Below are 24,752 nucleotides of genomic sequence, written 5' to 3'. Positions count from 1 at the left end.
ATGAAAAAACGCAGGAGGGTGGAGAGAACTTAGGTGTTGTCAGCAAAGGCTAACCTAATGCCAAATCCGGCAAAGGCAACAGCTGTTGTTCTTCGGAACCAACGCATAAAGCGTTCGCTCTTTAAGGCAAAATTCCCGATGAAAGCAGCAAAAAAGCCATAGACGATAAAGACCATAAAGGTCATGCCCATGAAAGCCAGCCCAAGGGTAATCGTGTCCATCATCCAGGTTGCTGACTTTGCATCGACAAACTGTGGTAAAAAGGCGAGGAAGAAAATGGATAGTTTTGGGTTGAGGGCGTTGATTAATATGCCTGTGTAGATGATTTTTCGTTTGCTGACAGGAATATCCTTGTTTTGATCAAGCGCTATCGAGCCTTTATCCATCAGCGTTTGGTACGCAAGATAGAGAAGGTATGCCACGCCGCAAAACTTAATAAGTTGAAAGAGCAGCGCGCTTGTATGAAGGATTGCAGCAACGCCGAAAGCAGCTGCAGTCAAACTGGGTAAAATACTCAAGGTGCATCCGAATGCAGCAGCAAGGCATGCTTTTCGCCCTGCGGAGAGGCCAATTGCGACGGTATAGATGGCACCCGTGCCGGGTATAAGGATCACGACAAGTGATGTAATCAAAAACTCAACGGACATAACTTTTCCTTTTGCAGAAAGGCCAGATGAACCGAAGTTTGACGACCTTTTGTGATAGCTGCTGCGACAAGTGGCCTAATTAAAAAGAGAGTTATGTCGCGGGAAACAGGGTATCGTGATGTTTTTGAAATAACAATACCTCTTGGGCGCTGTCTATCTTACAGGACGCCAAAAAGATAAGCCCCTAATATCACCCAATATACCATTAAGTGGTATTGATATATTCAAAGCAGAATAGTTTTGGGTGTATCGAATTTATGTGCTTTTAAAAGTCTTTCTTAAAACTCTCTGGCAATTGAGAATTGAACAGCACCCACAAGAGCAGATTTCTCGGGGCTATCCGGGAATATATCTAATTCTGCTATGGCTTTTTCAACATAATCACGGGCTGTTGCCATGCTATCTTCAAGCGCGTTGTATTTGTTCAACAAGGCGATTGCTGTGTCCAAGTCGTCATCATTCTGGTCAAGATTTTCAATGACGCGCTTCCAGAAAGCTTTCTCTTCATCATTTGCCCGTTCATAGGCGAGAATGATGGGGAGAGTCATTTTACCTTCGCGGAAATCGTCCCCGACAGTTTTGCCCAAGGCAGCCTGTTTGGCAGAATAATCAAGGATGTCATCGACAAGCTGGAAGGCAATACCGAGATACTGACCATAGTTTTCCAATGCCTGCTCTTCGGTCTTCGGGCGTTCTGCAACCACGGCACCAAGCTGACAGGATGCAGCAAAAAGAACAGCCGTTTTGCCACTGATGACTTCCAGATAGGCATCACGATCTGTTTCCAGATCGTTTGTTGTCATTAGCTGTTGCACTTCACCTTCGGCAATAATGGCAGAGGCATCTGAGAGAATGCGTATGACTTCCAAAGAACTGTCACGGGACATAAGCTGGAAAGCGCGGCTGAAAAGAAAGTCACCCACAAGAACGCTTGGCTTGTTACCGAAAATTGCGTTTGCGGTGTCGCGTCCGCGACGAAGGTCACTTTCGTCAACAACATCATCATGTAAAAGCGTCGCTGTATGAATGAATTCAATACAGGCAGCCAGTCCAAAATGACGGTCACCCTGGTAACCACAAAGGCGTGCTGATGCGAGTGTTAACAAGGGACGCAATCTTTTGCCACCAGCAGCAATTAAATGTCCGGCAAGCTGTGGAATGAGAACCACATTGGATTGCATATGTTTCATGATCAAGGCGTTCACAGCCTGCAAGTCGTCGGAAACGAGGTCCATCAGGACGTCCATGCCATTCTTGGGCATACCGTTTTTTTGCATGGCGTTTGGTGATCCGCTATTTTTTGATCCAGGGCCAGAGGTGACGTTAGGATCTTTTTGATCAGAATTTACATCCGCAGCAATGGCCACGTTCTTCCCCTAATAATTACCAAGGTCCAGAAAAGCCAAGTAAGGATTTCGTGCGCCGATCGGAATTCCCCGACCGTCATTCCTCAATTACTATTCCGGAACCGTTATTCCCGATAGGTCGTTCTTATAGGAAGGGGCTGGGGGAGTAAACCGGATAACAGCATTTTTATAGGGAAGATAACGGTATTTTTATAGCAGTGTGACGATTAAGAAACAGGCAGATAGGTAAAGCAACTGGATTGTGAAGACAAAGTTCAGGCCACAGATACTCAGGTGCTGCCAATCAGGGATGTCATCAAGACAGGCAATCAGTTGTTGAAAATCTTCTTTTATCTGATTGCCTGCTTTTTATCTTGCGTAATAGTTAGGGGGTGAATTTTTTCTTCAGGCGGCTTTTTGACTGATCATACGGGAAAGATAGGAACTTTTTTTGAGCAAGAAGTCGATTAATTTGCTTTGGTAATCTTCTGGCACGGCCTGAATAACAGAGGGACGTATCGACAGGTTTTATGGACGCGTTGGGGATCATGAATATTTTCTGGATAGCAACGGGAAAATCGAGAGTCTTGATGGTTTAAGAGATCTGAATTGGATTGGCCCGGATGAAAGTCTTGCGCATTTAAGGATCTATAAATAGCTGCAACGCAATGGTCTCTATGGGCAGGTGAAAACCCGATACAACAGTTTACTTGCTGTGGCTGATGCGGTGCGTCATGGGGGTGGTGTTGCTATTTTGCCTTGTTTTATGGCGGCAATAGACCCCAGTTTGTGGCTTTGAAGACACCGCTTGATGGCTTTGATAATGAACTTTGGCTTTTGACGCATCCTGATCTACGGAAGGTTGGTCGTATTCGGGCTTGTATGGATTTTTTATCCTCGGCGATTGACCAAAAGAAACATCTTCTCGCGGGTGAGTTCTGACATTGGTCGGAAGTGGATGTTCCGACAGGGCTTATTCACCGACATTTTTTAACAGGCAAGTTTTTTCACGGGAAGTGGTTATTCAGTAGCAATGTTTAATTTTAGTCGTGTAATGATCGAATACCGACGGGGTTAAAAAAAGGTGGGGTAAGTTGTTTGTCATCTTTTCTTGCCGCCTGCTTGTTTGAACGATAGGTTCTTGCAAAGAACAATATAAGAAGACCTTTGCTGATCTGGCTTTCCTTGGTTCTGCATAAGATGTTCTGTTCTGATGTGTGTTGTTTTTATACTGGATCTTAACGGGCTATCGAGTGTGATTGAAATCTATCGTACCAATGACATTGTTAAAATTTCCTGGCTTCAGGCATTGCTGTCTGATGGGGGGATAGAGTGCGCGGTTTTGGATCAACATGCATCTATTATCGAAGGGTCCATTGGGGCGATTCAACGTAGGGTCATGGTGTTAGAAGAAGATGCCTTGCGGGCACGTCGAATCTTACACGATGCAGGTGAGATTGAGGGCGATATCTGATGCCGGATCTTCCCAAGAGGTTACCTGAAAACCTTCTCAAGGATTTTGCCCTGACCGAAGATGAGTTTATTGGTGGAAAAGTGACCGTTTTCCAACCTGCCAAGGGATATCGGGCGGGCATTGACGCCGTGCTTTTGGCGGCAACGGTTGAGATGGCATCAGGTGCAAAAATACTGGATCTTGGCAGTGGCGTTGGAACCGCGGGATTATGCTTGATGGGGAGAGAGCCACAGGCAAAGGTCACAGCTTTGGAATTGCAACCCGTTCTGTTTCAAATTGCGCAAAAAAACAAAGACGTAAATCATCTGCACGATCGCTGGTCTTTGGTGAACGGTGACTTGTTGCGGTTACCGGATGATCTTGCTCTGGGGTCTTTTGATCAGGTTATTTGCAACCCCCCCTTTATGCCCAAGGGATCGTCACATGCATCACCTGACCCAATAAAATTACTTGCCAACCACGAAGGCGAAGCAACATTGCGAGACTGGATGTTGGCGGCTTTGAAATTGGTGAAGCAAAAAGGTGCGGTAACAATTATTCATCGGGCGGACCGTCTGGATGAAATTCTGTCTGTGTTTCGCGAAAAAAAAGCCGGGGCAATCGAAGTCTGTCCGCTGTGGCCTTACGAAGGACAGCCCGCCAAGCGTGTTATCGTACGGGCGCGGCGAGGAATATCTAAGCCGATGATGATTTCCGCAGGACATAAACTGCACAAAACTGATGGCTCTTATACAGATATAATTGACGGGGCTTTAAGAAGGGGAGGGGCACTCCCACTTTAAGGGCGAAAAGATTTTTCGCTTTTGGTCCACAAAGTCGGACTGTTCACGGTTGTGGGATTTCTTTTCAACGGTTACAAGTTTTTGGAACAATTTTAATAAGGCACATTATGAAGCTTAAAAAGCTATTAGCTAAACTTCCTATCGAATGTTTTCGCAATCCCCCTGCTAAGGTTGCTGTTGTTGCGCTTCATGGCGTGATCGGTGCCGCAGGTCCAATGCGGTCTGGTCTTACTCTTGCTTCTGTCGAAGATCAATTGACCGAAGCTTTTAAGATGGATGATATCAAGGCTGTTGCACTGTCGATCAATTCACCCGGGGGATCACCTGTTCAATCTGATCTGATCGGCCGCTTGATCCGGGACTTGGCAGATAAACATGAAGTAAAAGTCTATGCTTTTTGTGAAGATGTAGCTGCTTCGGGTGGATATTGGCTGGCTTGTGCCGCTGATGAAATTTATGCCATGGAATCATCTGTGATTGGGTCCATCGGGGTGATTTCCTCGGGATTTGGTTTTCCTGAACTGATTAAGAAACATGGTATTGAACGCCGCGTACGCACCGCTGGTGATCTTAAATCCACGCTTGATCCTTTTGAAAAAGAAAGCCCCAGAGATGTCAAGCGCCTGAAAGGTATTCTGACCCAGATCCATGAAAACTTTATGGATTGGGTACGAGGACGCCGGACTGGTAAGCTCAAGGCTGATGAAAAAGAAATCTTTTCTGGTGAATTCTGGACAGGTGTCACAGCCAAAGAGTACGGTTTGATCGATGGTCTGGGATCAATGCATCAGATCATGCGTTTTGAATTTGGTGAAAAGGTTAAACTCATCAAAGTCGAAGGCAAGCGTAGCTGGTTAAAGGCTAAATTGGGCCTTGGTGGCGGTGATGCCCTTATGAAAGGGGCCGGATTGGCAGGATTGAGTGGTGTAAACGCCGCTGATATTGCTGGTGGTGTGATGGCCGCTGTTGAAGAACGTGCTCATTGGGACCGTTACGGTCTGTAGCTCATAAGAACTGCTTGGGTGGTTCAAGAGAACTGTTTTGGTTCTGGTCAATTTTTGTTCAGAACGGTTTGAAGACAATGGAATCCGGGATAATCTGGTCTTGGATTCCCCTGAACGACAAACAATAAAAAACACCGCAATACGCGGTATGGTTAGGATAGTATGTTCGGAATACCCTCTATAGGTAAGTTGCTGGTACTCGGATTGGTTATTGGCGGGGTTTATCTGTTTTTCAAAGTCAAAGGCCGACGGGAACAATCGCTTGGTAATGGTGCCAAGAAAAACGCGCGGCAAAATACCGGACGTACACCAAGTCAAAGCCAAGAAAATCAAGATGATAACGGATCGCTGGATATGGTCCAGTGTCCGGCGTGTAAAGCGTATATTCCTGCCAAGAGCAAATGCTCTTGCGGGGGCAATGGCTAGAAGCGACAAAAAATATCTCGACTCCGGCATTGTGGCTGTTGATTCCAAATGCTGGTCATTATAAGTTCATTCAAATTTCGCACTGCAGCAAAATGACAAATAACGATATGTCCCAGTCCGACGCAAAAAAGTCTGACGTACAAAAGTCCGACGACCTTAATAGCCCGGTTCAAGCTTCGGCTTCCCCGGTAAAAACACGGGCGAAAACAAAGATCATTGTTGACCCTGAAAGGTGTGTGCAACGCCTTATTCTCAAGTTACAAGATTACTGGGCGCGTCAGGGCTGCGTTATTCTTCAGCCCTATGATATGGAAGTCGGGGCCGGGACGTTCCACCCTGCGACAACGCTTCGGTCTTTGGGCCCGGATACCTGGCGCGCAGCCTATGTGCAGCCCTGTCGTCGTCCGGCTGATGGCCGTTATGGGGATAACCCAAACCGCTTGCAGCACTATTACCAGTTCCAGGTTATTATGAAGCCGTCCCCGGCAAACTCGCAGGAGCTTTATCTGGGTTCACTGGATGCCATTGGCATTGATTCATCCAAACACGATCTTCGTTTTGTCGAAGATGACTGGGAAAGCCCGACATTGGGCGCCTGGGGACTTGGTTGGGAAGTCTGGTGTGATGGCATGGAAGTCAGTCAATTTACCTATTTTCAACAGGTTGGCGGTATCGAATGTAATCCGGTTCCTTTGGAACTGACGTATGGTCTTGAGCGCCTCTTTATGTATGTTCAGGGCGTTGAAAATGTTTACGACCTTGATTGGGACGGGGTTCCTGCTGAAGAAGGTGGAAAAACCTATGGCGATGTTTTCCATCAAAACGAAGTCGAGTTTTCGACCTTCAACTTTGAAATTGCTTCGACAGATGAGCTGTTTAAACACTTTGAAGATTCCGAAGCTGAATGTGCGCGAATTTTAAAGTTCGGTGAAGCCAATGCCGAGAAAAACGGTAAGGCAAAAGGCAATCTCTTGCCTCTGCCGGCCTATGATCAATGTATGAAAGCCAGTCACCTCTTTAACTTGCTCGATGCTCGCGGTGTGATCTCCGTGACGGAACGCCAGGCCTACATTGGCCGTGTGCGTGAGTTGGCAAAAGCATGTTGCGAAGCCTGGAATAAAACCCAGTTGGAAGAGGCTTAAGGGTATGTCTGAATTTCTACTTGAACTTCACTCAGAAGAAATCCCGGCGCGCATGCAGGCAAAGGCGGCGGCCGATCTGAAAAAGAATGTGTGCGATCAGCTGAAATCAGCTGGCCTGGCCTTTACCGATGCGCGTTCCTTTGTAACGCCGCGCCGTCTGACGCTGGTTATTGATGGCTTGCCTGAAAAGCAGCCCGATGTCAGTGAAGAGAAAAAAGGCCCAAAGGTCGGTGCGCATGAAAAGGCACTCGAAGGCTTTATGAAGGCCAATAGCCTGACATCTATTGATCAGGCTGAAGTAAGAAATACGCCCAAAGGTGATTTTTACTTTGTGGTCAATGAAATCAAAGGACGGAATACCACCGAAGTTCTTTCAGAGATTGTTGTCGAAACAATCAAGAATTTCCCATGGCCTAAGTCCATGAAGTGGTCAAAAAACTCTTTCCGATGGGTCCGTCCACTGCATTCTATTTTGGCAATCTTCAAAGGCGAAACCCTCAAAGGTTCTTTTGATTTTGGTAATCAGACGCTGGATTTTGGCAACCAAACCCGGGGACATCGCTTTTTGGCACCGGATTGGTTCGAGGTTAAAAATCTGGATGATTACCTGCACAAGCTTCGCCTTGCCAAGGTACTTGTAGATGAAAACGAGCGTCGTGACCTGATCGAAACGCAAGCCAAAGAGTTATGTGTTGCCGAGGGCCTGAGCCTGAAAGATGATCAGGGACTTCTGAATGAAGTGACTGGTCTGGTTGAATGGCCTGTTCTGTTGATGGGCCAAATTGCCGACCGCTTTATGTCTGTGCCGCATGAAGTGCTATCCACATCAATGAAAGAGCATCAGAAGTATTTTTCTGTTCTTGATGGTGATGGGAAGCTTGCGAACCGCTTTGTTTTTGCAGCCAACACAGAAGCTGTCGATGGCGGTAAAACGATCATTTCCGGTAATGAGCGCGTTCTGGCGTCCCGTCTTTCCGATGCAGAGTTTTTCTGGGATCAGGATAGAAAAGACAAGCTGGAAAGCCGTGTGGATGCGTTGGAAACAATTGTCTTCCAAGCCAAGCTGGGAACAGTTGCCAATAAAATGGGGCGCGTTTCTGTTCTTGCCAGTGATCTGGCCGAGCAAACCGGATGTAATCCTGCGTATGCTCGTCGTGCTGCTGAACTCGCCAAAGCAGATTTAAGCACAGGTATGGTCTATGAATTCCCTGAACTACAGGGCATAATGGGGCGTTATTATGCCCTGCATGACGGTGAAAGCCCACTGGTTGCGGAAGCGATCGCAGATCATTATTCACCACTTGGTCCGTCTGATCGCTGTCCTTCTGCACCAATTTCGGTTGCAGTAGCATTGGCAGATAAGATTGACACATTGGTTGGCTTTTTCGGTATTGATGAGTTGCCAACAGGGTCAAAAGATCCCTTTGCGCTGCGCCGTGCCGCGCTGAGTATTATTCGCCTTATTACAGAAAACAGCTTGCAGATTAATTTGCGCCAAGCATTCGCGGCAAGCTTTTCGGCCTACACAGGCCAATTGACGCAATCCGAAGATAAAACCATCGATGGTTTGATGTCTTTTATTGCTGACCGTCTCAAGGTCGCATTGAAAGACAAAGGGGTTCGTCACGATTTGATTACAGCGGTCTTTGCCCTTGGGGACGAAGATGATCTGGTTCGTTTACTGGCCCGTGTTGATGCACTTGCCGGATTGCTGAAAACCGATGATGGGGTCAACCTTCTGGCCGCTTACCGTCGGGCAGCGAACATTGTCCGGATCGAAGAGAAAAAAGATAAAGCGGTATTCGATGCGACAGTCGATACTGTGTTGTTGCAACAGTCTGAAGAACAGGCGTTGCACGGGGCTTTAGAAAAAGCCTCCCAGGAAGCCACAAAGGCACTGGAACGTGAAGATTTCACCGGGGCGATGGCGGCACTTGCCGGACTTCGACCTCCGATGGACGCGTTTTTTGATAAGGTAACGGTGAACGATGATGATCCGACCTTGCGAAAAAACCGTCTGTGCTTGTTATCTCGGATTGGTGTGATCCTGGGGCAGGTTGCAGACTTCTCACGAATAGAAGGATAGATGAGAACATGACCAAATGGGTCTACAGTTTCGGGAATGGCAAGGCTGACGGCAAAGCCGACATGAAGGAACTACTCGGCGGCAAGGGGGCTAACCTTGCCGAGATGTCATCGTTGGGACTTCCGGTCCCACCCGGTTTTACCATCTCTACCGAAGTCTGTACGGCCTATTATGATAATGATCGAAACTATCCGGCTGATCTGTCTGGTCAGGTTGATGAAGCCCTTGGCCAAATTGAAAATATTGTCGGTGTAAAGTTCGGAGACAACGCGAACCCTCTGCTTGTTTCTGTTCGTTCCGGTGCTCGGGCTTCTATGCCGGGTATGATGGACACTGTCCTTAACCTTGGCCTTAACGATATCACGGTCGAAGGCCTTGCCAAGGTATCAGGTGACGAACGCTTTGCCTATGACAGCTATCGCCGCTTTATCCAGATGTACAGTGATGTGGTACTCGAAGTTGATCACCACTTCTTCGAAGAAATTCTGGAGCTTCACAAAGAAGATAATGGTCTGATCCTTGATACAGAACTTTCCGCCGAAGACTGGAAGGGTATCATTGTTCAGTACAAGAAAATTGTTGAAGAAGAATACGGACAGCCTTTCCCGCAAGACCCGAAAGAACAGCTTTGGGGCGCAGTATCCGCTGTATTCGGGTCTTGGATGAACGCCCGTGCAACGACCTATCGTAAACTCAATGATATCCCCGCAGCGTGGGGAACCGCGGTCAACGTACAGGCCATGGTTTTTGGGAACATGGGCGATGACTGTTCCACAGGTGTTGCCTTTACCCGTAATCCTTCGACAGGCGAAAATGCTTTCTATGGTGAGTACCTGATCAATGCACAGGGCGAAGACGTGGTTGCGGGTATCCGTACGCCGCAGAACTTGACCATCAAAGGGAAAGAAGAACAAAACTCTGACCTTCCATCTATGGAAGAGACAATGCCAGAGGTGTTCAAGCAGCTTGATGAAACGCGTCATATCCTTGAAAAGCACTATCGCGATATGCAGGACATTGAATTTACCGTTCAGTCCAATAAGCTCTTTATGCTGCAGACTCGCGCAGGGAAACGTACGACAGCTGCGGCGCTTCAGATTGCCGTTGATATGGTCGACGAAGGCTTGATCACAAAAGAAGAGGCCGTTGGTCGTGTTGAACCGGCGGCGCTTGATCAACTATTGCATCCGACACTTGATCCCAAAGCAGACCGTAATGTTATTGGCCATGGTTTGCCGGCATCACCAGGCGCGGCATCTGGCCAAATTGTGTTCTCTGCCGATGAAGCAGAGAAAATGGCCCAATCCGGTAAGGGCGTTATTCTTTGCCGGACGGAAACATCACCGGAAGATATTCATGGCATGCATGCTGCGAAAGGTATTTTGACCTCTCGTGGTGGAATGACATCACACGCGGCTGTGGTTGCGCGTGGCATGGGGCGTCCGTGTGTGTCCGGTGCGGGTGATCTGCGCATGGATTACAAAAACGAAACCATGATTGTTCGCGGTGAAGAACTTAAAGCTGGTGACATCATTACCATCGACGGCAGTAATGGCGAAGTTATGTTGGGCGAAATCCCAACAATTCAGCCAGAAATGTCTGGTAATTTCTCTACCCTTATGGAATGGGCAGACAAAATCCGGACCATGAAAGTACGGACCAACGCCGAAACACCAAATGATTGTCGCACCGCACGCAGTTTTGGCGCGGAAGGCATTGGGCTTTGCCGTACAGAGCACATGTTCTTTGACGCAGACCGCATTGTTGCTGTGCGTGAAATGATCCTGTCTGATGATGAAGCAGGACGTCGTAAAGCCTTGGATAAAATCTTGCCGATGCAGCGCGAAGATTTTGTTGAAATCTTCAAGATTATGGCCGGATTACCTGTGACAATTCGGTTGCTCGATCCACCATTGCATGAGTTCTTGCCGCATGGCGAGGAAGAAATGCAGGATGTTGCCGATGCGGCGGGTGTGCCGATTGAAAAACTGCATGCGCGTGCAGCAAAGATGTCGGAAACAAACCCGATGCTTGGGCACCGTGGGTGTCGTTTGGGCATTTCCTATCCGGAAATCTATGAAATGCAGGCCCGTGCCATTTTTGAAGCTGCTGCACAGGTTTCAAAATCCGAAGGTCAGACCGTTGAGCCAGAGGTCATGATCCCGCTGGTTGGTATGAAGAAAGAGCTCGAGATCCTCAAGGCACTTGTTGACCGGGTTGCCAAAGAAGTGATGGCCGCCGAAGGTGTTGAGATGAAGTATCTTGTAGGTACGATGATTGAGCTGCCGCGTGCAGCACTTCGTGCCGGAGATATTGCGGAAGAAGCAGAGTTTTTCTCTTTCGGGACCAATGATCTTACTCAAACAACCTTTGGTCTGTCGCGTGATGATGCGGGGAACTTCCTTGGCGCTTACGAGCGTAATGGCATCATCGAACAGGACCCGTTTATCTCTTTGGATCAGGAAGGTGTTGGCGAGCTGGTTGAGATTGCTGCAGAACGTGGCCGGAAGACCCGTGGTGATATCAAGCTTGGTATCTGTGGTGAACATGGTGGTGATCCGGCATCTATCAATTTTTGTCAAAAGGTTGGGCTGAACTACGTATCCTGTTCTCCTTTCCGTGTGCCAATCGCACGTCTTGCCGCAGCACAGGCCGCGATCAAAAAGTAATATTGCCTTATGGGTGCACAGGTGAATAGAAGGGCGACTTTGGTCGCCCTTTTTTATTGAGGCAATAACAATTGTCCCGATAGGATAATGTTTGTTGAGATAATTTAAGCGGTTGTTTTTTTATACGATTTATTTGTTTTTTCGACCTTTTTATCAGGAGTATGTCGCAAACTAACGAAAGGATATTTTAATACCTTTAAGTTATGCTCGACGAAAAGAGCTTATTCATTATTGATGAGGCTGTTATCAAAGATGACCGCTTAAAAGCTGGAATAGTAGAATAGAAGCCAAATAATTAATGAGTTAAAAGTGGTAGATTATTTGGATAGATTGGATCGTATGAATGCGGCAACGCAATAACTTTTGGTACGCTCGGATTGTCGCAATCTGTTTATCAGCGATATTTGTTATTTCTGATTCTGTCTTTGCGGCTGACAATAAACTGGTTATTTCCCGCTTTAAAAATGCCGATGGTGACAAGGTCATTTCCTATGTCCTGGAGAAAATTTATAAACAAGTCGGGTATGAAATTACCTTTGCTGATTACCCAGGTAAAAAGTCTGTTGAGAAAGCAAATGCGGGTGAAGCCGATGGTGAAAATATGCGCCGGGCCGGACTGGGAACCGTTTATCCAAACCTGATCCAGCTCTCTTATCCGCATGTTGATATTAATTTTCGTATCTATACAAAGCATGAGGATCGTTTCTTTTCTGGGTTTGAGAGTTGGAAAAAATCTCGGGTAGGGATTGTTCGTGGTGTGATTGTCGCAAACGAAATTACCAAGGGATTAAATCCGGTTTTACATAGCTCTGTTGGGGAGCTTTTTGATCAGCTAAATCAGGACAATATAGACGTAGCAATTGCAACAGACTTAATTGGTGGACTGGAAGTATTTATGAACCACCCAAATGCAAATATTCGTACGTGGGGTGGGGTTCTCAAAACAATCCCCTTGTATCATTACGTGCACAAACGCAATGCCAGTCTGGTGCCTGCTCTGAACAAAGAAATAGAACGTCTTAGGAAAAACGGGGAGCTGAAAAAGCTTTATGTCGAAGGGTTTAAAGCCCTTCGTGCCACAAAAAAAGAATGAATAAACTTTCTCTTTCCTTCGTAATTCAGATTGTTAATTAAAGGCGGCTATAAGGTCGCCTACTATTTTTCTATTATACATTGAATAAATTGCGATAGGGCAACGATACATTAACTTCTGACCATTAGCCTGAGGAGCTAGAGAGCTTAGCTAGAGTAATGGTATTTAGGTCAAGATGGTATTCTACGAAATCTATATCAAACTGTTCATAAAAAAAATGAATGGTAGAGTGGTGCAAGGCTTCAGTTTTTTGTGGCTAGGGATTGCTGTGGTCTCTTTGTTAAGCTCTACTGATTTAAGTACCCGTGCTTTTGCTGATACAGAACAAAAACTGGTTATTTCCCGCCTGGGGCACGGGGATGGCGACCTTGCCATTTCTTATGTTCTGGAAAAAATATATGCACGGATTGGGTATCAAATTTCCTTTGCTGACTATCAAGGGCGAGAGTCACTTGAAAAGGCGAATGCCGGGGTTACCGATGGGGAAAATATGCGCCGGCCGGGTTTGTCACCGGATTACCCAAATCTTATTCAGTTGTCCGCCCCGCATGTTGATCTTCGTTTTCGGATTTATACGAACCATGATGATGATTTTTTACCGACGGTCGAGAGCTGGAAAGAAAAGAGAGTTGGTATCGAAAAAGGTGTTCTTATTTCCGAAGAACTGACACAGGGCTTAAACCCTTATTATTTTAATTCTGTCAGGGAGTTATTTGAACAGCTAAATGCCGGGAATGTTGACGTTATTATTGCAACCGATCTGATAGGTGGTATTGAGGTTCTCAAGAATTTTCCCAATCGTAAGATCAGAACACATGGTCCAGCACTCAAGGTTGTTTCTTTGTTTCATTATGTTCACAAGCGTCATGCAGATCTAGTTCCACTTTTGAATAAGGAAATTAAGTATCTTCGTGAAAGTGGAGAATTGGGTAAGTTGTATGTTGATGCATTTAATATGATACGCAAACACCCGGGTGAAGGTGGGTAAAGATTAAGTCCTTTGCTTGTTTGAAACGATAATTACTCCGATTGCCGCCACAGCCATGCCGCCCCAAGCTAGTATTGGCATTTCTTCGCCGAGGAGAACCCAGCCGAACACTGCAGCAAGTGGGGGAACAAGAAACATCAGGGATGATACGCGTGATACTTCGCCTGCACGGATCATGGCAAGTAACAAACTGATTGCCAGAATTGAATTGCCGATTGCCAGATAAGCGAGCGCGGCAAAAAATTCAGGGGTCCACGTAACTTCCATTGTTTCAAAAGTTAGGGCGATAGGGGCAACCACTGCAAAACCAGCGGCGTATTGCACCATATTGGTGACAATTGGATGATATCCGCCCCCAAAGCGTTTTTCATAGAGTACACCACTGGTGATTCCCAGTAATCCAAGCACACTTAAGCTGACGCCGATTAGGGTTGGTGGTTCGATATTTGATCTGGCGATGATAACGATAAGAACCCCGGCAAGGCCCAATAATAAACCAAGCCAGCGAAGCCAACTGACTTTTTCTTTAGCCAGCTTGGGGGCAAGAATAGCGACGAGTATAGGCTGTAACGACATAAATATCGCGAGCACGCCTGCTGATACACCAGTTTTAAAAGCCCACCAGCAAAACCCAAAATAAACAGCCTGCATCAGAACGCCGACAACAACCAAATGAAGCCAGTCAGCAGAACGTTTGGGGAGCGCAGGTTTGAAAAAGAAATAAAAAGGTATCAGTAAAATCACCACTGTTGAAAACCGCAAAGAAAGCAATGTCATCGGTTCGGCGTACTGCAAACCGACTTTGGCTATGCCATAGCCGCCGGCCCATAATATGGTAAAGACAACAGGCGCGAGAATTAACCAAAGTGGTTTCTGACTTGTATTCATGACGGGGTGATCCAGTGAAGAGATTTTGAGGTGCACCCTATCAGGCAAGAAAGCAGTTGGATATAGCCAATATACGTAAATTGATCAGCTGTGTTTAAAAAAAGCGGGAACAGAATTTGATTTAAAAAATAAATCAATGCGAATCATTTGCATTCTCATTAATTTTAAGTACTCTGCCTTCATTCGATGCTTCGGGTTGAAAAATAAGCATTATTTTTCCCCACTACTGAACACGGAGTTTGACCCCGTTGGAGGAAATCAAATGAAGATCACAAATTTGAAAGTTGCAGCAACTGGCTTTGCCGCGACTTTGGCGATGACTATTGGTCTTGCTGTTGCACCACAAGCTGCTTTGGCTGATAAAGTGACGATCACGGACATTGCGGGACGTACAGTTGAAGTAGAAAAGAACCCTAAAAAGGTTGTTCTGGGCGAAGGACGTATGATTTACTCCATCGCTGTTCTGGACAGAGATAATCCCTTTAAGCGTGTTGTCGGCTGGAAAGATGATCTGATCAATTATGATCCGGATGCTTATAATAAGTACAAGGCAAAGTTTCCCGAGGTTACTGAAATTGAAAACCTAGGTAGTCCCTATGCAGCTGAATACAGTCTGGAAACTGTAATTTCATTGGATACGGATGTGGTCTTCCTCAATCTTGGTAATCTTTTGAAGGCTCAGGAAAGTGGCATCCTGACCAAGCTTGATAAAGCTGGCATTCCGGTTGTTTTCTTGGATTTCCGACAACGCCCAACGCAGCACACAGTGCCGAGCTTGCAGATCCTGGGTCGTATCTTTGATGAACGGGATAATGCCGACGAATTCGTTGATTATTATCAAAAAAACATGATGACTGTGTTTTCACGTATTGAAGCAATTAAAGACGAAGATAAACCCGTTGTCTTTATTGAAAATGCAGCTGGCTATAACCCAGATAAATGCTGTAGCACATTTGGTAGTGCCAATCTCGGGCGTCTGGTTGATCTTGCTGGCGGTTTGAACTGGGGAACCAAAAAGTTCCCCGGCCTTCGCGGGAAAGTAAACCCAGAAGTAATCTTTACAGATGATCCCGATGTTATCATGGGAACTGGTGCAAACTGGTCCAAAGCACAGCCGGGTACAATGGCCGTTCTGTTTGGTTACGAGGCTGATAAAGACGCAGTTAATCAAAGACTAGCTGCATTGGCTGGCCGTAAAGGGTGGAACGAACTAAAGGCTGTGAAGACAGGACGGTTCCATTCAATTTATCACCAGTTTTATAACAGCCCCTATCATTTCGTGGCGTTACAAACATTCGCTAAATGGTTCTATCCCGAGAGATTTTCGGACCTCGATCCGGAAGCGACCTTTGTCGAGTTACACGACAAGTTTCTCCCGATTGACTATAGCGGTGTGTTCTGGGGCTCATTACCTGCAACACAGTAACACCTGAAATGAAGCCCGCGAGATTTGTGATACGCCCTTTCACTTTTCTCGTGGGCCATTTTCTTTTTTTGGAGCAGGGATATTTTTCTCTGCTCCTTATTCCGTTTTTATTTCCAGGTATGTGACACAGAAAGATCAGAAATGTCCTTAAGTACGGATAAGGTTGTGGGTACGGATCACCCCGAAGAGGATGGACAAGTTAGCGCCGTTCCGAATAATTTAGGCTCTACGCTTGCTCAGATGGGGTATCGCCGTCAGCTTAAACATCGGTATTTGATCCTGTTGGGTGTGACCTTTTTACTCTTCGCCAGCTTTATCTTTGACGTGGCTAACGGGCCGGGGAACTTTCCACTTTCTGTTGTTATTGAAACGCTAATGGACCCTCAGGCACATGGGATCAAGTTAGAGGTTATCATCTGGGATTATCGTTTACCGGTTGCCATTACCGCAGTATTGGTCGGTGCGATTCTTGCGTTGGCAGGTGCACAGATGCAAACGGTATTGAATAACCCCTTGGCTGAACCCTTTACACTTGGGGTGTCATCTGCTGCATCGTTTGGTGCGGCCTTGGCCATTGTTGTTGGGTGGAGCATTGTTCCTAATCTCGGGCCATTACTGGTAACCTTTAATGCCTTTGTTTTTGCTTTAATGACCTGCATCTTCATTCTGGTTGCTACCCGAATTAAAGGGGTTGGGACCGAGACGATGATTCTATTCGGGATTGCCATCTTTTTTGCCTTTAACGCTGCACTTGCGATGATGCAGTACATGGCATCCGAAGATGAACTTGCCCGGATTGTATTCTGGATGATGGGGTCTTTATCTCGTGCTAGTTGGGAAAAAATATCTTTGGGGGCGATCCTGTTATGCTTTGCGCTGCCCTATAGCTTTTATCGAACTTGGCAGCTAACTGCTTTGCGTATGGGGGATGATACAGCGATCAGTCTTGGCATTGATGTCGCCCGATTACGGGTTGAAATGTTGATCGTAATTTCTCTGCTTGCAGCAACGGCAGTTGCCTTTGTCGGTACGGTGGGTTTTGTCGGTTTGGTTGGCCCCCATATTGCGCGCCTGATTGTTGGCGAAGATCAACGTTTCTTTATACCTTTATCTGCTCTTGTTGGCGCGCTGACACTTTCTCTCACATCTATCATAAGCAAAATGATTACTCCGGGGATCATTTATCCGATAGGCATTATTACGGCCCTGATTGGGGTTCCTGTCTTCATCTCTCTTATTCTCAGCACCCGAAAGGAACGGTTATCATGACACTTGAGATCTCGGGACTTTGTGCCGGTTATGGCCGTAAACAGATCCTAAAAGATGTTTCTGTTTCGACTGTTCACGGTGGCGAATTTGTTGGTCTTATTGGTCCAAATGCATCGGGTAAATCAACTTTATTCAAATCAATCGCCGGGGCTGTGAAATCAACGGGTGGAACAATTATGCTTGATGGGCAGGATTTAAGGCACGCTAGTCGGGGACAGCGGTCCAAAGTGGTGGCTTATATGCCGCAATCTTATGGATGCAACGCTGTTTTAACGGTGTTCGAATGTGTGTTACTTGCCTTAAAACAGACAACAGGATGGCGGGTGAAAGACAGTGATCTGCAACAGGTTTCTTCTGTACTGCAAGCCTTGGGGCTATCGCATCTTGCTGATCGAGGCATTTCAAAGCTGAGTGGTGGTCAGGCCCAAATGGTATCTGTGGCCCAGACACTGGTCAGAGAGCCTCGGTTGGTGCTTTTGGATGAACCGACTTCTGCGTTGGACCTACATCACCAACTTTCTATTCTCTCGACCATTCGCAGCTTTATGCAGGACAAGAATATGATTGTTGTTGCGGCGCTTCATGATTTGAATTTGGCTGCGCAGTTTTGTGACAGGCTGGTTCTTATTAAAGAGGGGGAAGTTTTGGCTGACGGTAAGCCAGCCGATGTATTATCGCTAGATGCAATTGATGATACCTATCGTGTGAGAACTAACCTGGAACGGACCAGCCGTGATACCCTTTATGTCGATGCTCGTTTGTCTGCGTAAGAGCGTTAAGATGGGTTGATTTTCATCTCAAATTCTGTGAATAGAGCCTGATTATTCTGAAATTACGTGGCCTCTGCCAGCCAGTCCATGGCTTTTTGTTTGGTTTTAAAGGCTTGAAAAGTGTGCTCGGGCGCGAGGGCTTGCATTGCTTTTATTAAAAGATTGAAAGCAATATGTCGGGAAATAAAAGCCGTGCGTACGGGCGGCGCTTTTCCTTCGAAAAAGAGATCCCATTGTCGTCCAATTTCTTTCACCGTGTGCCAACCGACATCGCCTTTATGAAATCTGAGATCAATCAGGTTATTATATTTATCGAGATGGTTGATGTTTTGCCAAATCTCAAGAACTTCACGGACAAGCTGGTCGTGATGTAACGCGCCGATATACACCATGTGTCTGATGTGGTTTTCCCGATCCAGGTAGCATTCTACCCTGGGCGGTTTTGGTGTGGGAGGATCGTCTGAACTGTAAAAAAGCGGTGTTGCGTATTTTAGCTCAATTTCTTTCGCCTTGAGTGAGCGAACGGACGCAGTAGTATCGTTCGTCAAAGATGTGGAATTTTCGGGTTTTTTTCCTGAAATCGTCAAGTCGACACTCGCAAGGTTTTACAGAAAATCTGTTGTGTTATGTGTTTGGAAAGAAGGGAAGGGAGGATTTTGTAATTGCTAATCAAGTAAGAAGTATCCTGCCATAATACATACAAAAAAACTAATTAAAAAAAAGATATTTATATCTATAGTAGAATTTTTATCCAAATATATTAGATACTAAATCATATAGATAGAATGATATTACCCCTGAATTATGTCTGAATTGGTCTTATAGTAATCCACTTCATGAGTTTTTGTTATGGGGTTAGGATTATTCCTCTATTGCGTCAATACGGGATATGATTAATTTAATATTTTAGAAAATATACAATTTTATCATTGAGCCTTAAAGCTATTTATGTGCCGGAGACCGTTATGAGTTATACAGATATTCTAGAGCGTTTGGGATTAACAAAGGAAATGACGTCCGGTGGTACCTTATGCGTTACCTCACCGATTGACGGTTCTAAAATCGGCGTGATCCCGGAAATCTCCGCCGATAAGGTTGACGGCGTCATCTCTGCCTCTAAAGCAGCTTTCAAAGCTTGGCGACAGGTGCCTGCACCAAGACGTGGAGAGTTGGTCCGATTACTTGGTGAAGAACTGAGGGCATCCAAAGAAGATCTTGGGCGATTGGTCACCCTTGAATGCGGGAAAATTTACGAAGAAGGTTTGGGTGAAGTTCAAGAGATGATTGATATCTGTGACTTTGCTGTGGGTCTTTCTCGACAACTTTATGGCCTGACAATTGCTTCGGAAAGGCCGGGGCATCATATGCGTGAAACTTGGCATCCCGAAGGGGTTTGCGGCGTAATTTCGGCCTTTAATTTTCCGGTTGCAGTTTGGTCATGGAACACAGCCCTTGCTCTTGTTTGTGGAAACTCTGTTATTTGGAAGCCATCAGAAAAAACGCCTTTAACTGCTTTAGCCTGTCAAAAGATTTTTGAACGCGCTGTCGCTCGGTTTGGTGATGATGCGCCAAAAGACTTGCATCATGTTATTGTTGGTGGTCGCGACGTGGGTGATGTTCTTGTGGAAAGTAAAGACGTTCCAATCATTTCTGCCACTGGCAGTACGGCTATGGGGCGTCAGGTTGGGCCAAAAGTTGCCGCACGTTTCGGTCGTTCTATTCTAGAACTCGGCGGTAATAATGCGATGATTGTGTCACCTAGTGCCGATCTGGATATGGCTGTGCGCGCTATTCTGTTTTCCGCTGTGGGAACGGCGGGACAACGCTGTACAAGCCTACGCCGTTTGATCGTTCACAAAGATATTTATGATCAACTTATTCCTCGTGTTATTGCTGCCTATGAAACAGTCAATGTCGGTGATCCCTTGGCGCAAGGTACCTTGGTTGGTCCGTTGGTTGATCAGGGATCATTTGATAACATGCAGGGCGCCTTGGCCGCCGCCAAAAAATCCGGTGGTGTTGTTCATGGTGGTGATCGTGAACTGGAAGATACTTTCCCCAATGGTTTTTATGTACGCCCGGCCGTTGTTGAAATGCCGGAACAGAATGATGTGGTTAAAACAGAAACCTTTGCGCCTATACTTTATGCCATGAAGTATGATGATTTTGATGCGGCAATTGATATGCAGAATGATGTTCCACAAGGTCTTTCGTCCTGTGTTTTCACAACAGATGTGCGCGAAGCTGAACAATTTCTTTCTGATGTCGGATCAGACTGCGGCATTGCGAATGTAAATATCGGCCCAAGTGGCGCGGAAATTGGCGGTGCTTTTGGCGGCGAGAAAGAAACCGGTGGTGGCCGTGAAAGTGGTTCAGATGCTTGGAAAGCTTATATGCGGCGTCAGACGAATACAGTGAACTATTCACGGGAATTGCCACTGGCACAGGGAATTACGTTTGACATTGATTAACCAGATAATGCTGGTTGGTTCGTCTGTATAATTTGAAAGAACAACAGGTCGCCAGAGCGCGGCCTGTTTTTTTACGATATTAGGTCTTTACCTTTAGTCCGTGAACAAAGCGTTCTACTGTGCTTTCCACAATTCCATCAATTTCTTCTGGGGAAGGAGGCGGTGACCCTGTGACAAGGCAAGTGAGGTAGCGGGCACCGAAGAGCATAGAATAGAAACTCTGTGCAGCTTCGAGCGGGTCATCGACATCAATTTCCCCGGCAGCAATTTTTTCTTCTAAGTAAGTCGCAAGCAACTCGCGTGAGATTTTTGGGCCCGTATTCATAAACTCTATGCCATGGGACGGATCTGTTTCTGCTTGTGAAATCAGAATTCGGAAAAGCGAAGCGCTGCCGTGATAGTGCAACATATGCAGGAATTTGGTTCCCAGCTTTATGAGGCAATCTTTCAAAGGAAGATTGTGATCTGGTTTTACGTCCAGTTCTTCACGCTTTAGGTCACAAAAATTGGTGATGATATACGCGAAGAGTTCCTCTTTTGATCCAAAGTGGCTGTACACTGTTCGCTTTGAAACCCCTGCGAGGGCAGCGATTTTGTCCATACTCGCTGCTTCGAAACCCTGGGTGATAAAAATTTCACTGGCGGCGTTTCGGATGTCATTTCTTTTCTGTTCCGAGCGGGTTAATTTTTGACCTAAAGAAGCAAAAAGGCATTGATCGCGGTCCCAAACTGATGGTTTTTGAACCGAGTCTTGATCCATTTTTATTTCTTTTTTTGAAGCTCTACGCCCCAATGCGCCTAGGATACAATTATCTTTTGTCAAATCAGACTCCAAATAAACTACACCGTGTAGTTTACATTGTATTGTAAATAAGTAAACTACACCGACTAGTTTACTTCAGTGATACCCATGTTTCAAGTAAGGTAATACCGTAAGAACGTATGATTTCCAAAGCAAAGCTGCTTTTTTATTGGATTTATTTTGGATTCAGTAAAATGAATGTGGTTTTTGGACGTTATTTTACGGTTTAGGATTACAAGGCCATGACAGGCGCTGAAGGAAACAATATCTATTCGGAGCTTGGCAAATGAGCAATTTCATGGACCGCCTGTCAGTCAATTATGCAAAAGGCATAATCCGCTGGCGCTGGCTCGTCCTCCTGATCACAATTCTAGCAACACTAGGTGTTGCGTCGGGTGGACGTTTTCTTTCCTTTACAAGTGATTACCGCGTCTTTTTTGGCGACGATAACCCCCAATTGAATGCATTCGAAAGTTTGCAGGATGTTTATACAAAAACAGATAATATTCTTTTTGTCCTCAAACCAAATAACGGCAAAGTCTTTACACCACAGTGGTTGGAAGTCGTTCAGGATTTAACCGAAGAATCCTGGCAAATTCCTTATTCTATACGTGTGGATTCCATTACCAATTTTCAACATACAGAGGCCGTCGAAGATGACCTGACCGTTGCTGATTTGGTTGAAGAAACGGGTGGACTTAGCCAGGCAGGTTTGGATCGGATTGAACAAATTGCCTTGAGCGAACCTGCTTTGGCAAAGCGTATCATTTCCGAAGACAGCACAACGACCGGCGTGCAGATTACCCTTCAACTGCCGCCAGATGATGCCGTGGCACTTGATGAAGCGGTGAAGTACGCCGAAAATATGGCTGTGAATATAGAGGCAGCTAATCCCGAATTGGAAGTGGCTATAACGGGTCTTGCACCGTTAAGTAATGCATTCCCGGCAGCGTCCATGGCGGATATGAGCACGCTGACGCCTTTGATGTTCCTTGTGATCATTATCTTCCTGGTTGCTTTCTTACGTTCTTTTACGGGTACTCTGGGAACACTGTTGGTAACGATCTTCTCGACGATGGTCGCGATGGGTGCTGCGGGGTATGCCGGTATTAAAATGACGCCGCCATCAGCCATGGCGCCAACAATTATTCTGACAATTGCGATTGCTGACTGTGTCCATATTCTGGTGACAATGTTCCATGAAATGCGACACGGTAAAGAAAAGCGGGACGCGATCGTTGAAAGCTTGCGTGTAAACATGCAGCCTGTGTTCCTGACGTCTTTGACAACTGTTATCGGTTTCTTGAGCTTGAATTTCTCAGAAGCACCACCGTTTCATGATCTTGGGAATATAGCGGCGGTTGGTGTTATCGCGGCATGGTTAATCTCTATTGCGTTCTTGCCTGCCTTTATTGCGGTGATGCCTGTTCGGGTTAAACCTGTCGTGACAGGCAAATCATCTGTGATGGAACGTCTGGGTGAATTTGTTATTGGCCACAGAACCAAGCTTTTGTTCGGTATGGGGCTGATTGTTGTCGGTACGTCTTCGTTCATTTCAAAGATCGAGCTTGATGACCGTTTTATCGAATACTTTGATACGACTGTTCCTTTCCGTGTTGATAGTGACTTTACCCGCGATAATCTGACCGGGGTTTATCAGGTCGAATTTTCGATCAACGCAGAAGAGTCAGGTGGCGTTTCCAGCCCGGTTTATTTGGCGCATCTGGAAGACTTCGCAAATTGGTTACGTGCCAAGCCAGAGGTTGTTCATGTGAATTCAATCACTGATATTCTGAAGCGGTTGAATAAATCTATGCACGGGGATGATGATACTTGGTACAAACTGCCGGAAGAGCGTGATTTGGCAGCCCAGTATTTGTTGTTATATGAAATGTCTTTGCCTTACGGTCTGGATCTTAATAGCCAGATCAATATTGACAAGTCAGCGTCTCGTATAACCGTCACTCTGGATAATGTCTCGTCCAATGACATGCGCGCGATCGCTTTGGAATCAACACAGTGGCTGCAGAATAATGCCCCAGGTTATATGGAAGCTGATGGGTCAGGCGCTGCTGTGATGTTTGCTCACCTTGCTGATCGTAACATCAAATCCATGCTCAGCGGTACAGCGCTAGCTTTTGTCTTGATTTCACTGTCATTGGTTTTTGCCTTGCGCAGTTTGAAACTGGGTCTAATCAGTCTGATCCCGAATATGGTTCCTGCTATCATGGCCTTTGGTGTCTGGGGACTATTTGTTGGTCAGGTCGGTTTGGCTGTGTCTGTGATTGCCGCGACATCGCTTGGTTTGATTGTGGATGCGACTGTTCACTTCCTCAGCAAATACAACCGTGCCCGTAAGGAACGGGGTGAATCCTCGGCGGATGCTGTTCGTTATGGTTTCAGAACAGTTGGTAGTGCGCTTTGGATTACAACGGCTGTACTGGTTGCTGGGTTTGCAATCCTGTCTCTGTCAACGTTCTCTGTGAATGCAGATATGGGCTTGTTGACAGCCATAACAATTGCCCTCGCGCTGTTCATTGATTTCCTTCTGCTGCCACCATTATTGATGCTGTTCGACGGCGAAAAGGCAACAGCCGCAAGCACAGCACCTGCTGCGCCTGCTGAATAAGAAGTTGGAGTTTTATTATGAGTAAAAGATTATTATCGACCGTTTTCTCACTTTCTCTTGTGGCATTCACTTCCGGTACAGCGCTTTCTGGCGCTGCACTGGCTGATGAAGCGGCAGATATTGCAAAGGGAACAGAGATTGCCGAGGAATGGGATCGTCGCGATTGGGGATTTGGTGATACTGAATCCCACATGGAAATGCAGTTGGAGAACCGGCATGGTGACAAATCTATCCGGGAAATGCGCCAAAAAACGCTGGAAGTACCCGGCAATGACGTTGGTGATAAAAGTCTGACGATTTTTGATAAGCCGCGGGATGTTAAAGGTACTGCTTTCCTGAGTTTTGCAAAGATCTTTGACCCGGATGATCAGTGGATGTACTTGCCAGCTGTTAAACGTGTGAAACGTATCTCTTCCAAGAATAAATCCGGGCCTTTCCTGGGGTCGGAATTCGCTTATGAAGATTTGTCTGCACAGGAGTTGAAAAAATATACCTATAAATGGTTACGAGACGAACCATGTGGTGAACTTCAATGTGCCGTGGTTGAACAAACGCCAACCTATGAAAATTCTGGCTATACCAAAATGGTCACATGGTATGATCTGTCCGAATATCGCCAACAGAAAATTGATTACTATGACCGTAAAGGTAAGTTGCTTAAAACGCTGACGTCGTCTGACTTTAAGCAGCATCTGGATAAGTATTGGCGCCCATATGACATGTATATGGAAAACCACCAGACAGGTAAAAAGACACGTCTCGTCTTTTCTAAAATTGAGTTCCAAAAAGGACTTGAAGATAGTGAGCTTACCAAAAATACGCTCAAGCGTGTGAGATAAG

At 46.0% G+C, this 24,752-nt stretch carries 21 protein-coding genes; 16 read left to right on the top strand and 5 right to left on the bottom strand.

Going from position 1 to position 24,752, the window contains the following annotated elements:
- Positions 1 to 29 precede the first annotated feature (29 nt).
- The gene (locus tag ACN0W5_RS07990; RefSeq protein ID WP_417453624.1) at positions 30 to 647 is read right to left on the bottom strand and encodes a LysE family translocator; all 618 of its coding nucleotides are present in this window, start codon (positions 645 to 647) and stop codon (positions 30 to 32) included.
- Between the two features lie 278 nt (positions 648 to 925).
- Positions 926 to 1,924, bottom strand: coding sequence for a polyprenyl synthetase family protein (locus ACN0W5_RS07985; protein ID WP_417454026.1), 999 nt, complete (start codon positions 1,922 to 1,924; stop codon positions 926 to 928).
- Between the two features lie 858 nt (positions 1,925 to 2,782).
- Between ACN0W5_RS07985 and ACN0W5_RS07980 the strand changes: the two genes are divergently transcribed.
- From ACN0W5_RS07980 to ACN0W5_RS07935, 10 genes are all read left to right on the top strand, one after another.
- The gene (locus ACN0W5_RS07980; protein ID WP_417453623.1) at positions 2,783 to 2,935 is read left to right on the top strand and encodes a hypothetical protein; all 153 of its coding nucleotides are present in this window, start codon (positions 2,783 to 2,785) and stop codon (positions 2,933 to 2,935) included.
- Positions 2,936 to 3,206: 271 nt separating this feature from the next.
- Positions 3,207 to 3,467 carry a DUF2007 domain-containing protein gene (locus ACN0W5_RS07975; protein ID WP_417453622.1) on the top strand — a complete coding sequence of 87 codons (261 nt, stop codon included), beginning with the start codon at positions 3,207 to 3,209 and terminating at the stop codon, positions 3,465 to 3,467.
- A complete protein-coding gene (locus tag ACN0W5_RS07970) occupies positions 3,467 to 4,249 on the top strand; it encodes a tRNA1(Val) (adenine(37)-N6)-methyltransferase (protein WP_417453621.1) in 783 nt (260 codons plus the stop codon). The genes ACN0W5_RS07975 and ACN0W5_RS07970 overlap by 1 nt, the downstream gene beginning before the upstream one ends.
- A gap of 107 nt (positions 4,250 to 4,356) precedes the next feature.
- Positions 4,357 to 5,253, top strand: a complete 897-nt coding sequence (locus ACN0W5_RS07965) for a S49 family peptidase (RefSeq protein ID WP_417453620.1) — start codon at positions 4,357 to 4,359, stop codon at positions 5,251 to 5,253.
- Between the two features lie 162 nt (positions 5,254 to 5,415).
- A complete protein-coding gene (locus ACN0W5_RS07960) occupies positions 5,416 to 5,679 on the top strand; it encodes a hypothetical protein (RefSeq protein WP_299379368.1) in 264 nt (87 codons plus the stop codon).
- A 107-nt stretch (positions 5,680 to 5,786) separates the two neighbouring features.
- A complete protein-coding gene (locus tag ACN0W5_RS07955; protein ID WP_417453619.1) occupies positions 5,787 to 6,821 on the top strand; it encodes a glycine--tRNA ligase subunit alpha in 1,035 nt (344 codons plus the stop codon).
- A gap of 4 nt (positions 6,822 to 6,825) precedes the next feature.
- Complete coding sequence (gene glyS, locus ACN0W5_RS07950; RefSeq protein ID WP_417453618.1) at positions 6,826 to 8,907, top strand: glycine--tRNA ligase subunit beta; 2,082 nt, start codon at positions 6,826 to 6,828, stop codon at positions 8,905 to 8,907.
- A gap of 8 nt (positions 8,908 to 8,915) precedes the next feature.
- A complete protein-coding gene (ppdK, locus tag ACN0W5_RS07945) occupies positions 8,916 to 11,576 on the top strand; it encodes a pyruvate, phosphate dikinase (RefSeq protein ID WP_417453617.1) in 2,661 nt (886 codons plus the stop codon).
- A gap of 343 nt (positions 11,577 to 11,919) precedes the next feature.
- Positions 11,920 to 12,669 carry a substrate-binding periplasmic protein gene (locus ACN0W5_RS07940; RefSeq protein ID WP_417453616.1) on the top strand — a complete coding sequence of 250 codons (750 nt, stop codon included), beginning with the start codon at positions 11,920 to 11,922 and terminating at the stop codon, positions 12,667 to 12,669.
- A 250-nt stretch (positions 12,670 to 12,919) separates the two neighbouring features.
- Entirely contained in the window at positions 12,920 to 13,657 is a 738-nt protein-coding gene (locus ACN0W5_RS07935) for a substrate-binding periplasmic protein (protein WP_417453615.1), read from the top strand.
- Positions 13,658 to 13,660: 3 nt separating this feature from the next.
- Here ACN0W5_RS07935 and ACN0W5_RS07930 read toward each other — a convergent pair whose 3' ends face one another.
- Entirely contained in the window at positions 13,661 to 14,545 is an 885-nt protein-coding gene (locus ACN0W5_RS07930) for a DMT family transporter (protein ID WP_417453614.1), read from the bottom strand.
- A gap of 262 nt (positions 14,546 to 14,807) precedes the next feature.
- Here ACN0W5_RS07930 and ACN0W5_RS07925 point away from each other — a divergent pair, with 262 nt between their 5' ends.
- From ACN0W5_RS07925 to ACN0W5_RS07915, 3 genes are all read left to right on the top strand, one after another.
- Positions 14,808 to 15,971 (top strand): ABC transporter substrate-binding protein, encoded by a 1,164-nt coding sequence (locus tag ACN0W5_RS07925; protein WP_417453613.1) that lies wholly within the window; start codon positions 14,808 to 14,810, stop codon positions 15,969 to 15,971.
- A 141-nt stretch (positions 15,972 to 16,112) separates the two neighbouring features.
- Positions 16,113 to 17,240 (top strand): FecCD family ABC transporter permease, encoded by a 1,128-nt coding sequence (locus ACN0W5_RS07920; RefSeq protein ID WP_417453612.1) that lies wholly within the window; start codon positions 16,113 to 16,115, stop codon positions 17,238 to 17,240.
- A complete protein-coding gene (locus tag ACN0W5_RS07915) occupies positions 17,237 to 18,010 on the top strand; it encodes an ABC transporter ATP-binding protein (protein WP_417453611.1) in 774 nt (257 codons plus the stop codon). The genes ACN0W5_RS07920 and ACN0W5_RS07915 overlap by 4 nt, the downstream gene beginning before the upstream one ends.
- A 62-nt stretch (positions 18,011 to 18,072) precedes the next feature.
- On the opposite strand, the gene ACN0W5_RS07910 is transcribed toward ACN0W5_RS07915, so the two are convergent.
- Positions 18,073 to 18,597 carry a hypothetical protein gene (locus ACN0W5_RS07910; RefSeq protein WP_417453610.1) on the bottom strand — a complete coding sequence of 175 codons (525 nt, stop codon included), beginning with the start codon at positions 18,595 to 18,597 and terminating at the stop codon, positions 18,073 to 18,075.
- A 378-nt stretch (positions 18,598 to 18,975) separates the two neighbouring features.
- On the opposite strand from ACN0W5_RS07910, the gene ACN0W5_RS07905 reads away from it, so the two are divergent.
- Positions 18,976 to 20,481, top strand: a complete 1,506-nt coding sequence (locus ACN0W5_RS07905; RefSeq protein ID WP_417453609.1) for an aldehyde dehydrogenase family protein — start codon at positions 18,976 to 18,978, stop codon at positions 20,479 to 20,481.
- Positions 20,482 to 20,560: 79 nt separating this feature from the next.
- On the opposite strand, the gene ACN0W5_RS07900 is transcribed toward ACN0W5_RS07905, so the two are convergent.
- Positions 20,561 to 21,304: a TetR/AcrR family transcriptional regulator gene (locus ACN0W5_RS07900; protein ID WP_417453608.1), complete on the bottom strand. Its 744-nt coding sequence runs from the start codon at positions 21,302 to 21,304 to the stop codon at positions 20,561 to 20,563.
- A gap of 265 nt (positions 21,305 to 21,569) precedes the next feature.
- Between ACN0W5_RS07900 and ACN0W5_RS07895 the strand changes: the two genes are divergently transcribed.
- Both ACN0W5_RS07895 and ACN0W5_RS07890 read left to right on the top strand, forming a co-directional pair.
- Positions 21,570 to 23,912, top strand: coding sequence for an efflux RND transporter permease subunit (locus ACN0W5_RS07895; RefSeq protein ID WP_417453607.1), 2,343 nt, complete (start codon positions 21,570 to 21,572; stop codon positions 23,910 to 23,912).
- 17 nt (positions 23,913 to 23,929) lie between these two features.
- Complete coding sequence (locus tag ACN0W5_RS07890) at positions 23,930 to 24,751, top strand: outer membrane lipoprotein-sorting protein (RefSeq protein WP_417453606.1); 822 nt, start codon at positions 23,930 to 23,932, stop codon at positions 24,749 to 24,751.
- The last annotated feature ends 1 nt before the right edge of the window (position 24,752 follow it).

Origin of the sequence: Kiloniella sp. (genome assembly GCF_048270245.1) — a bacterium.
In the GTDB taxonomy this organism is placed as follows: domain Bacteria; phylum Pseudomonadota; class Alphaproteobacteria; order Kiloniellales; family Kiloniellaceae; genus Kiloniella.
Note: the sequence above shows the minus strand (reverse complement) of the source record. Positions and strands in the feature narration are given on the sequence as shown.

What these genes read in the sequence shown, in the direction of transcription:
- ACN0W5_RS07990 (WP_417453624.1), bottom strand. Translation starts at nt 647, where the DNA reads ATGTCCGTTGAGTTTTTGATTACATCACTTGTCGTGATCCTTATACCC.
- ACN0W5_RS07985 (WP_417454026.1), bottom strand. Translation starts at nt 1,924, where the DNA reads ATGCAAAAAAACGGTATGCCCAAGAATGGCATGGACGTCCTGATGGAC.
- ACN0W5_RS07975 (WP_417453622.1), top strand. Translation starts at nt 3,207, where the DNA reads ATGTGTGTTGTTTTTATACTGGATCTTAACGGGCTATCGAGTGTGATT.
- ACN0W5_RS07970 (WP_417453621.1), top strand. Translation starts at nt 3,467, where the DNA reads ATGCCGGATCTTCCCAAGAGGTTACCTGAAAACCTTCTCAAGGATTTT.
- ACN0W5_RS07965 (WP_417453620.1), top strand. Translation starts at nt 4,357, where the DNA reads ATGAAGCTTAAAAAGCTATTAGCTAAACTTCCTATCGAATGTTTTCGC.
- ACN0W5_RS07960 (WP_299379368.1), top strand. Translation starts at nt 5,416, where the DNA reads ATGTTCGGAATACCCTCTATAGGTAAGTTGCTGGTACTCGGATTGGTT.
- ACN0W5_RS07955 (WP_417453619.1), top strand. Translation starts at nt 5,787, where the DNA reads ATGTCCCAGTCCGACGCAAAAAAGTCTGACGTACAAAAGTCCGACGAC.
- glyS (WP_417453618.1), top strand. Translation starts at nt 6,826, where the DNA reads ATGTCTGAATTTCTACTTGAACTTCACTCAGAAGAAATCCCGGCGCGC.
- ppdK (WP_417453617.1), top strand. Translation starts at nt 8,916, where the DNA reads ATGACCAAATGGGTCTACAGTTTCGGGAATGGCAAGGCTGACGGCAAA.
- ACN0W5_RS07940 (WP_417453616.1), top strand. Translation starts at nt 11,920, where the DNA reads ATGCGGCAACGCAATAACTTTTGGTACGCTCGGATTGTCGCAATCTGT.
- ACN0W5_RS07930 (WP_417453614.1), bottom strand. Translation starts at nt 14,545, where the DNA reads ATGAATACAAGTCAGAAACCACTTTGGTTAATTCTCGCGCCTGTTGTC.
- ACN0W5_RS07925 (WP_417453613.1), top strand. Translation starts at nt 14,808, where the DNA reads ATGAAGATCACAAATTTGAAAGTTGCAGCAACTGGCTTTGCCGCGACT.
- ACN0W5_RS07920 (WP_417453612.1), top strand. Translation starts at nt 16,113, where the DNA reads ATGTCCTTAAGTACGGATAAGGTTGTGGGTACGGATCACCCCGAAGAG.
- ACN0W5_RS07915 (WP_417453611.1), top strand. Translation starts at nt 17,237, where the DNA reads ATGACACTTGAGATCTCGGGACTTTGTGCCGGTTATGGCCGTAAACAG.
- ACN0W5_RS07905 (WP_417453609.1), top strand. Translation starts at nt 18,976, where the DNA reads ATGAGTTATACAGATATTCTAGAGCGTTTGGGATTAACAAAGGAAATG.
- ACN0W5_RS07895 (WP_417453607.1), top strand. Translation starts at nt 21,570, where the DNA reads ATGAGCAATTTCATGGACCGCCTGTCAGTCAATTATGCAAAAGGCATA.
- ACN0W5_RS07890 (WP_417453606.1), top strand. Translation starts at nt 23,930, where the DNA reads ATGAGTAAAAGATTATTATCGACCGTTTTCTCACTTTCTCTTGTGGCA.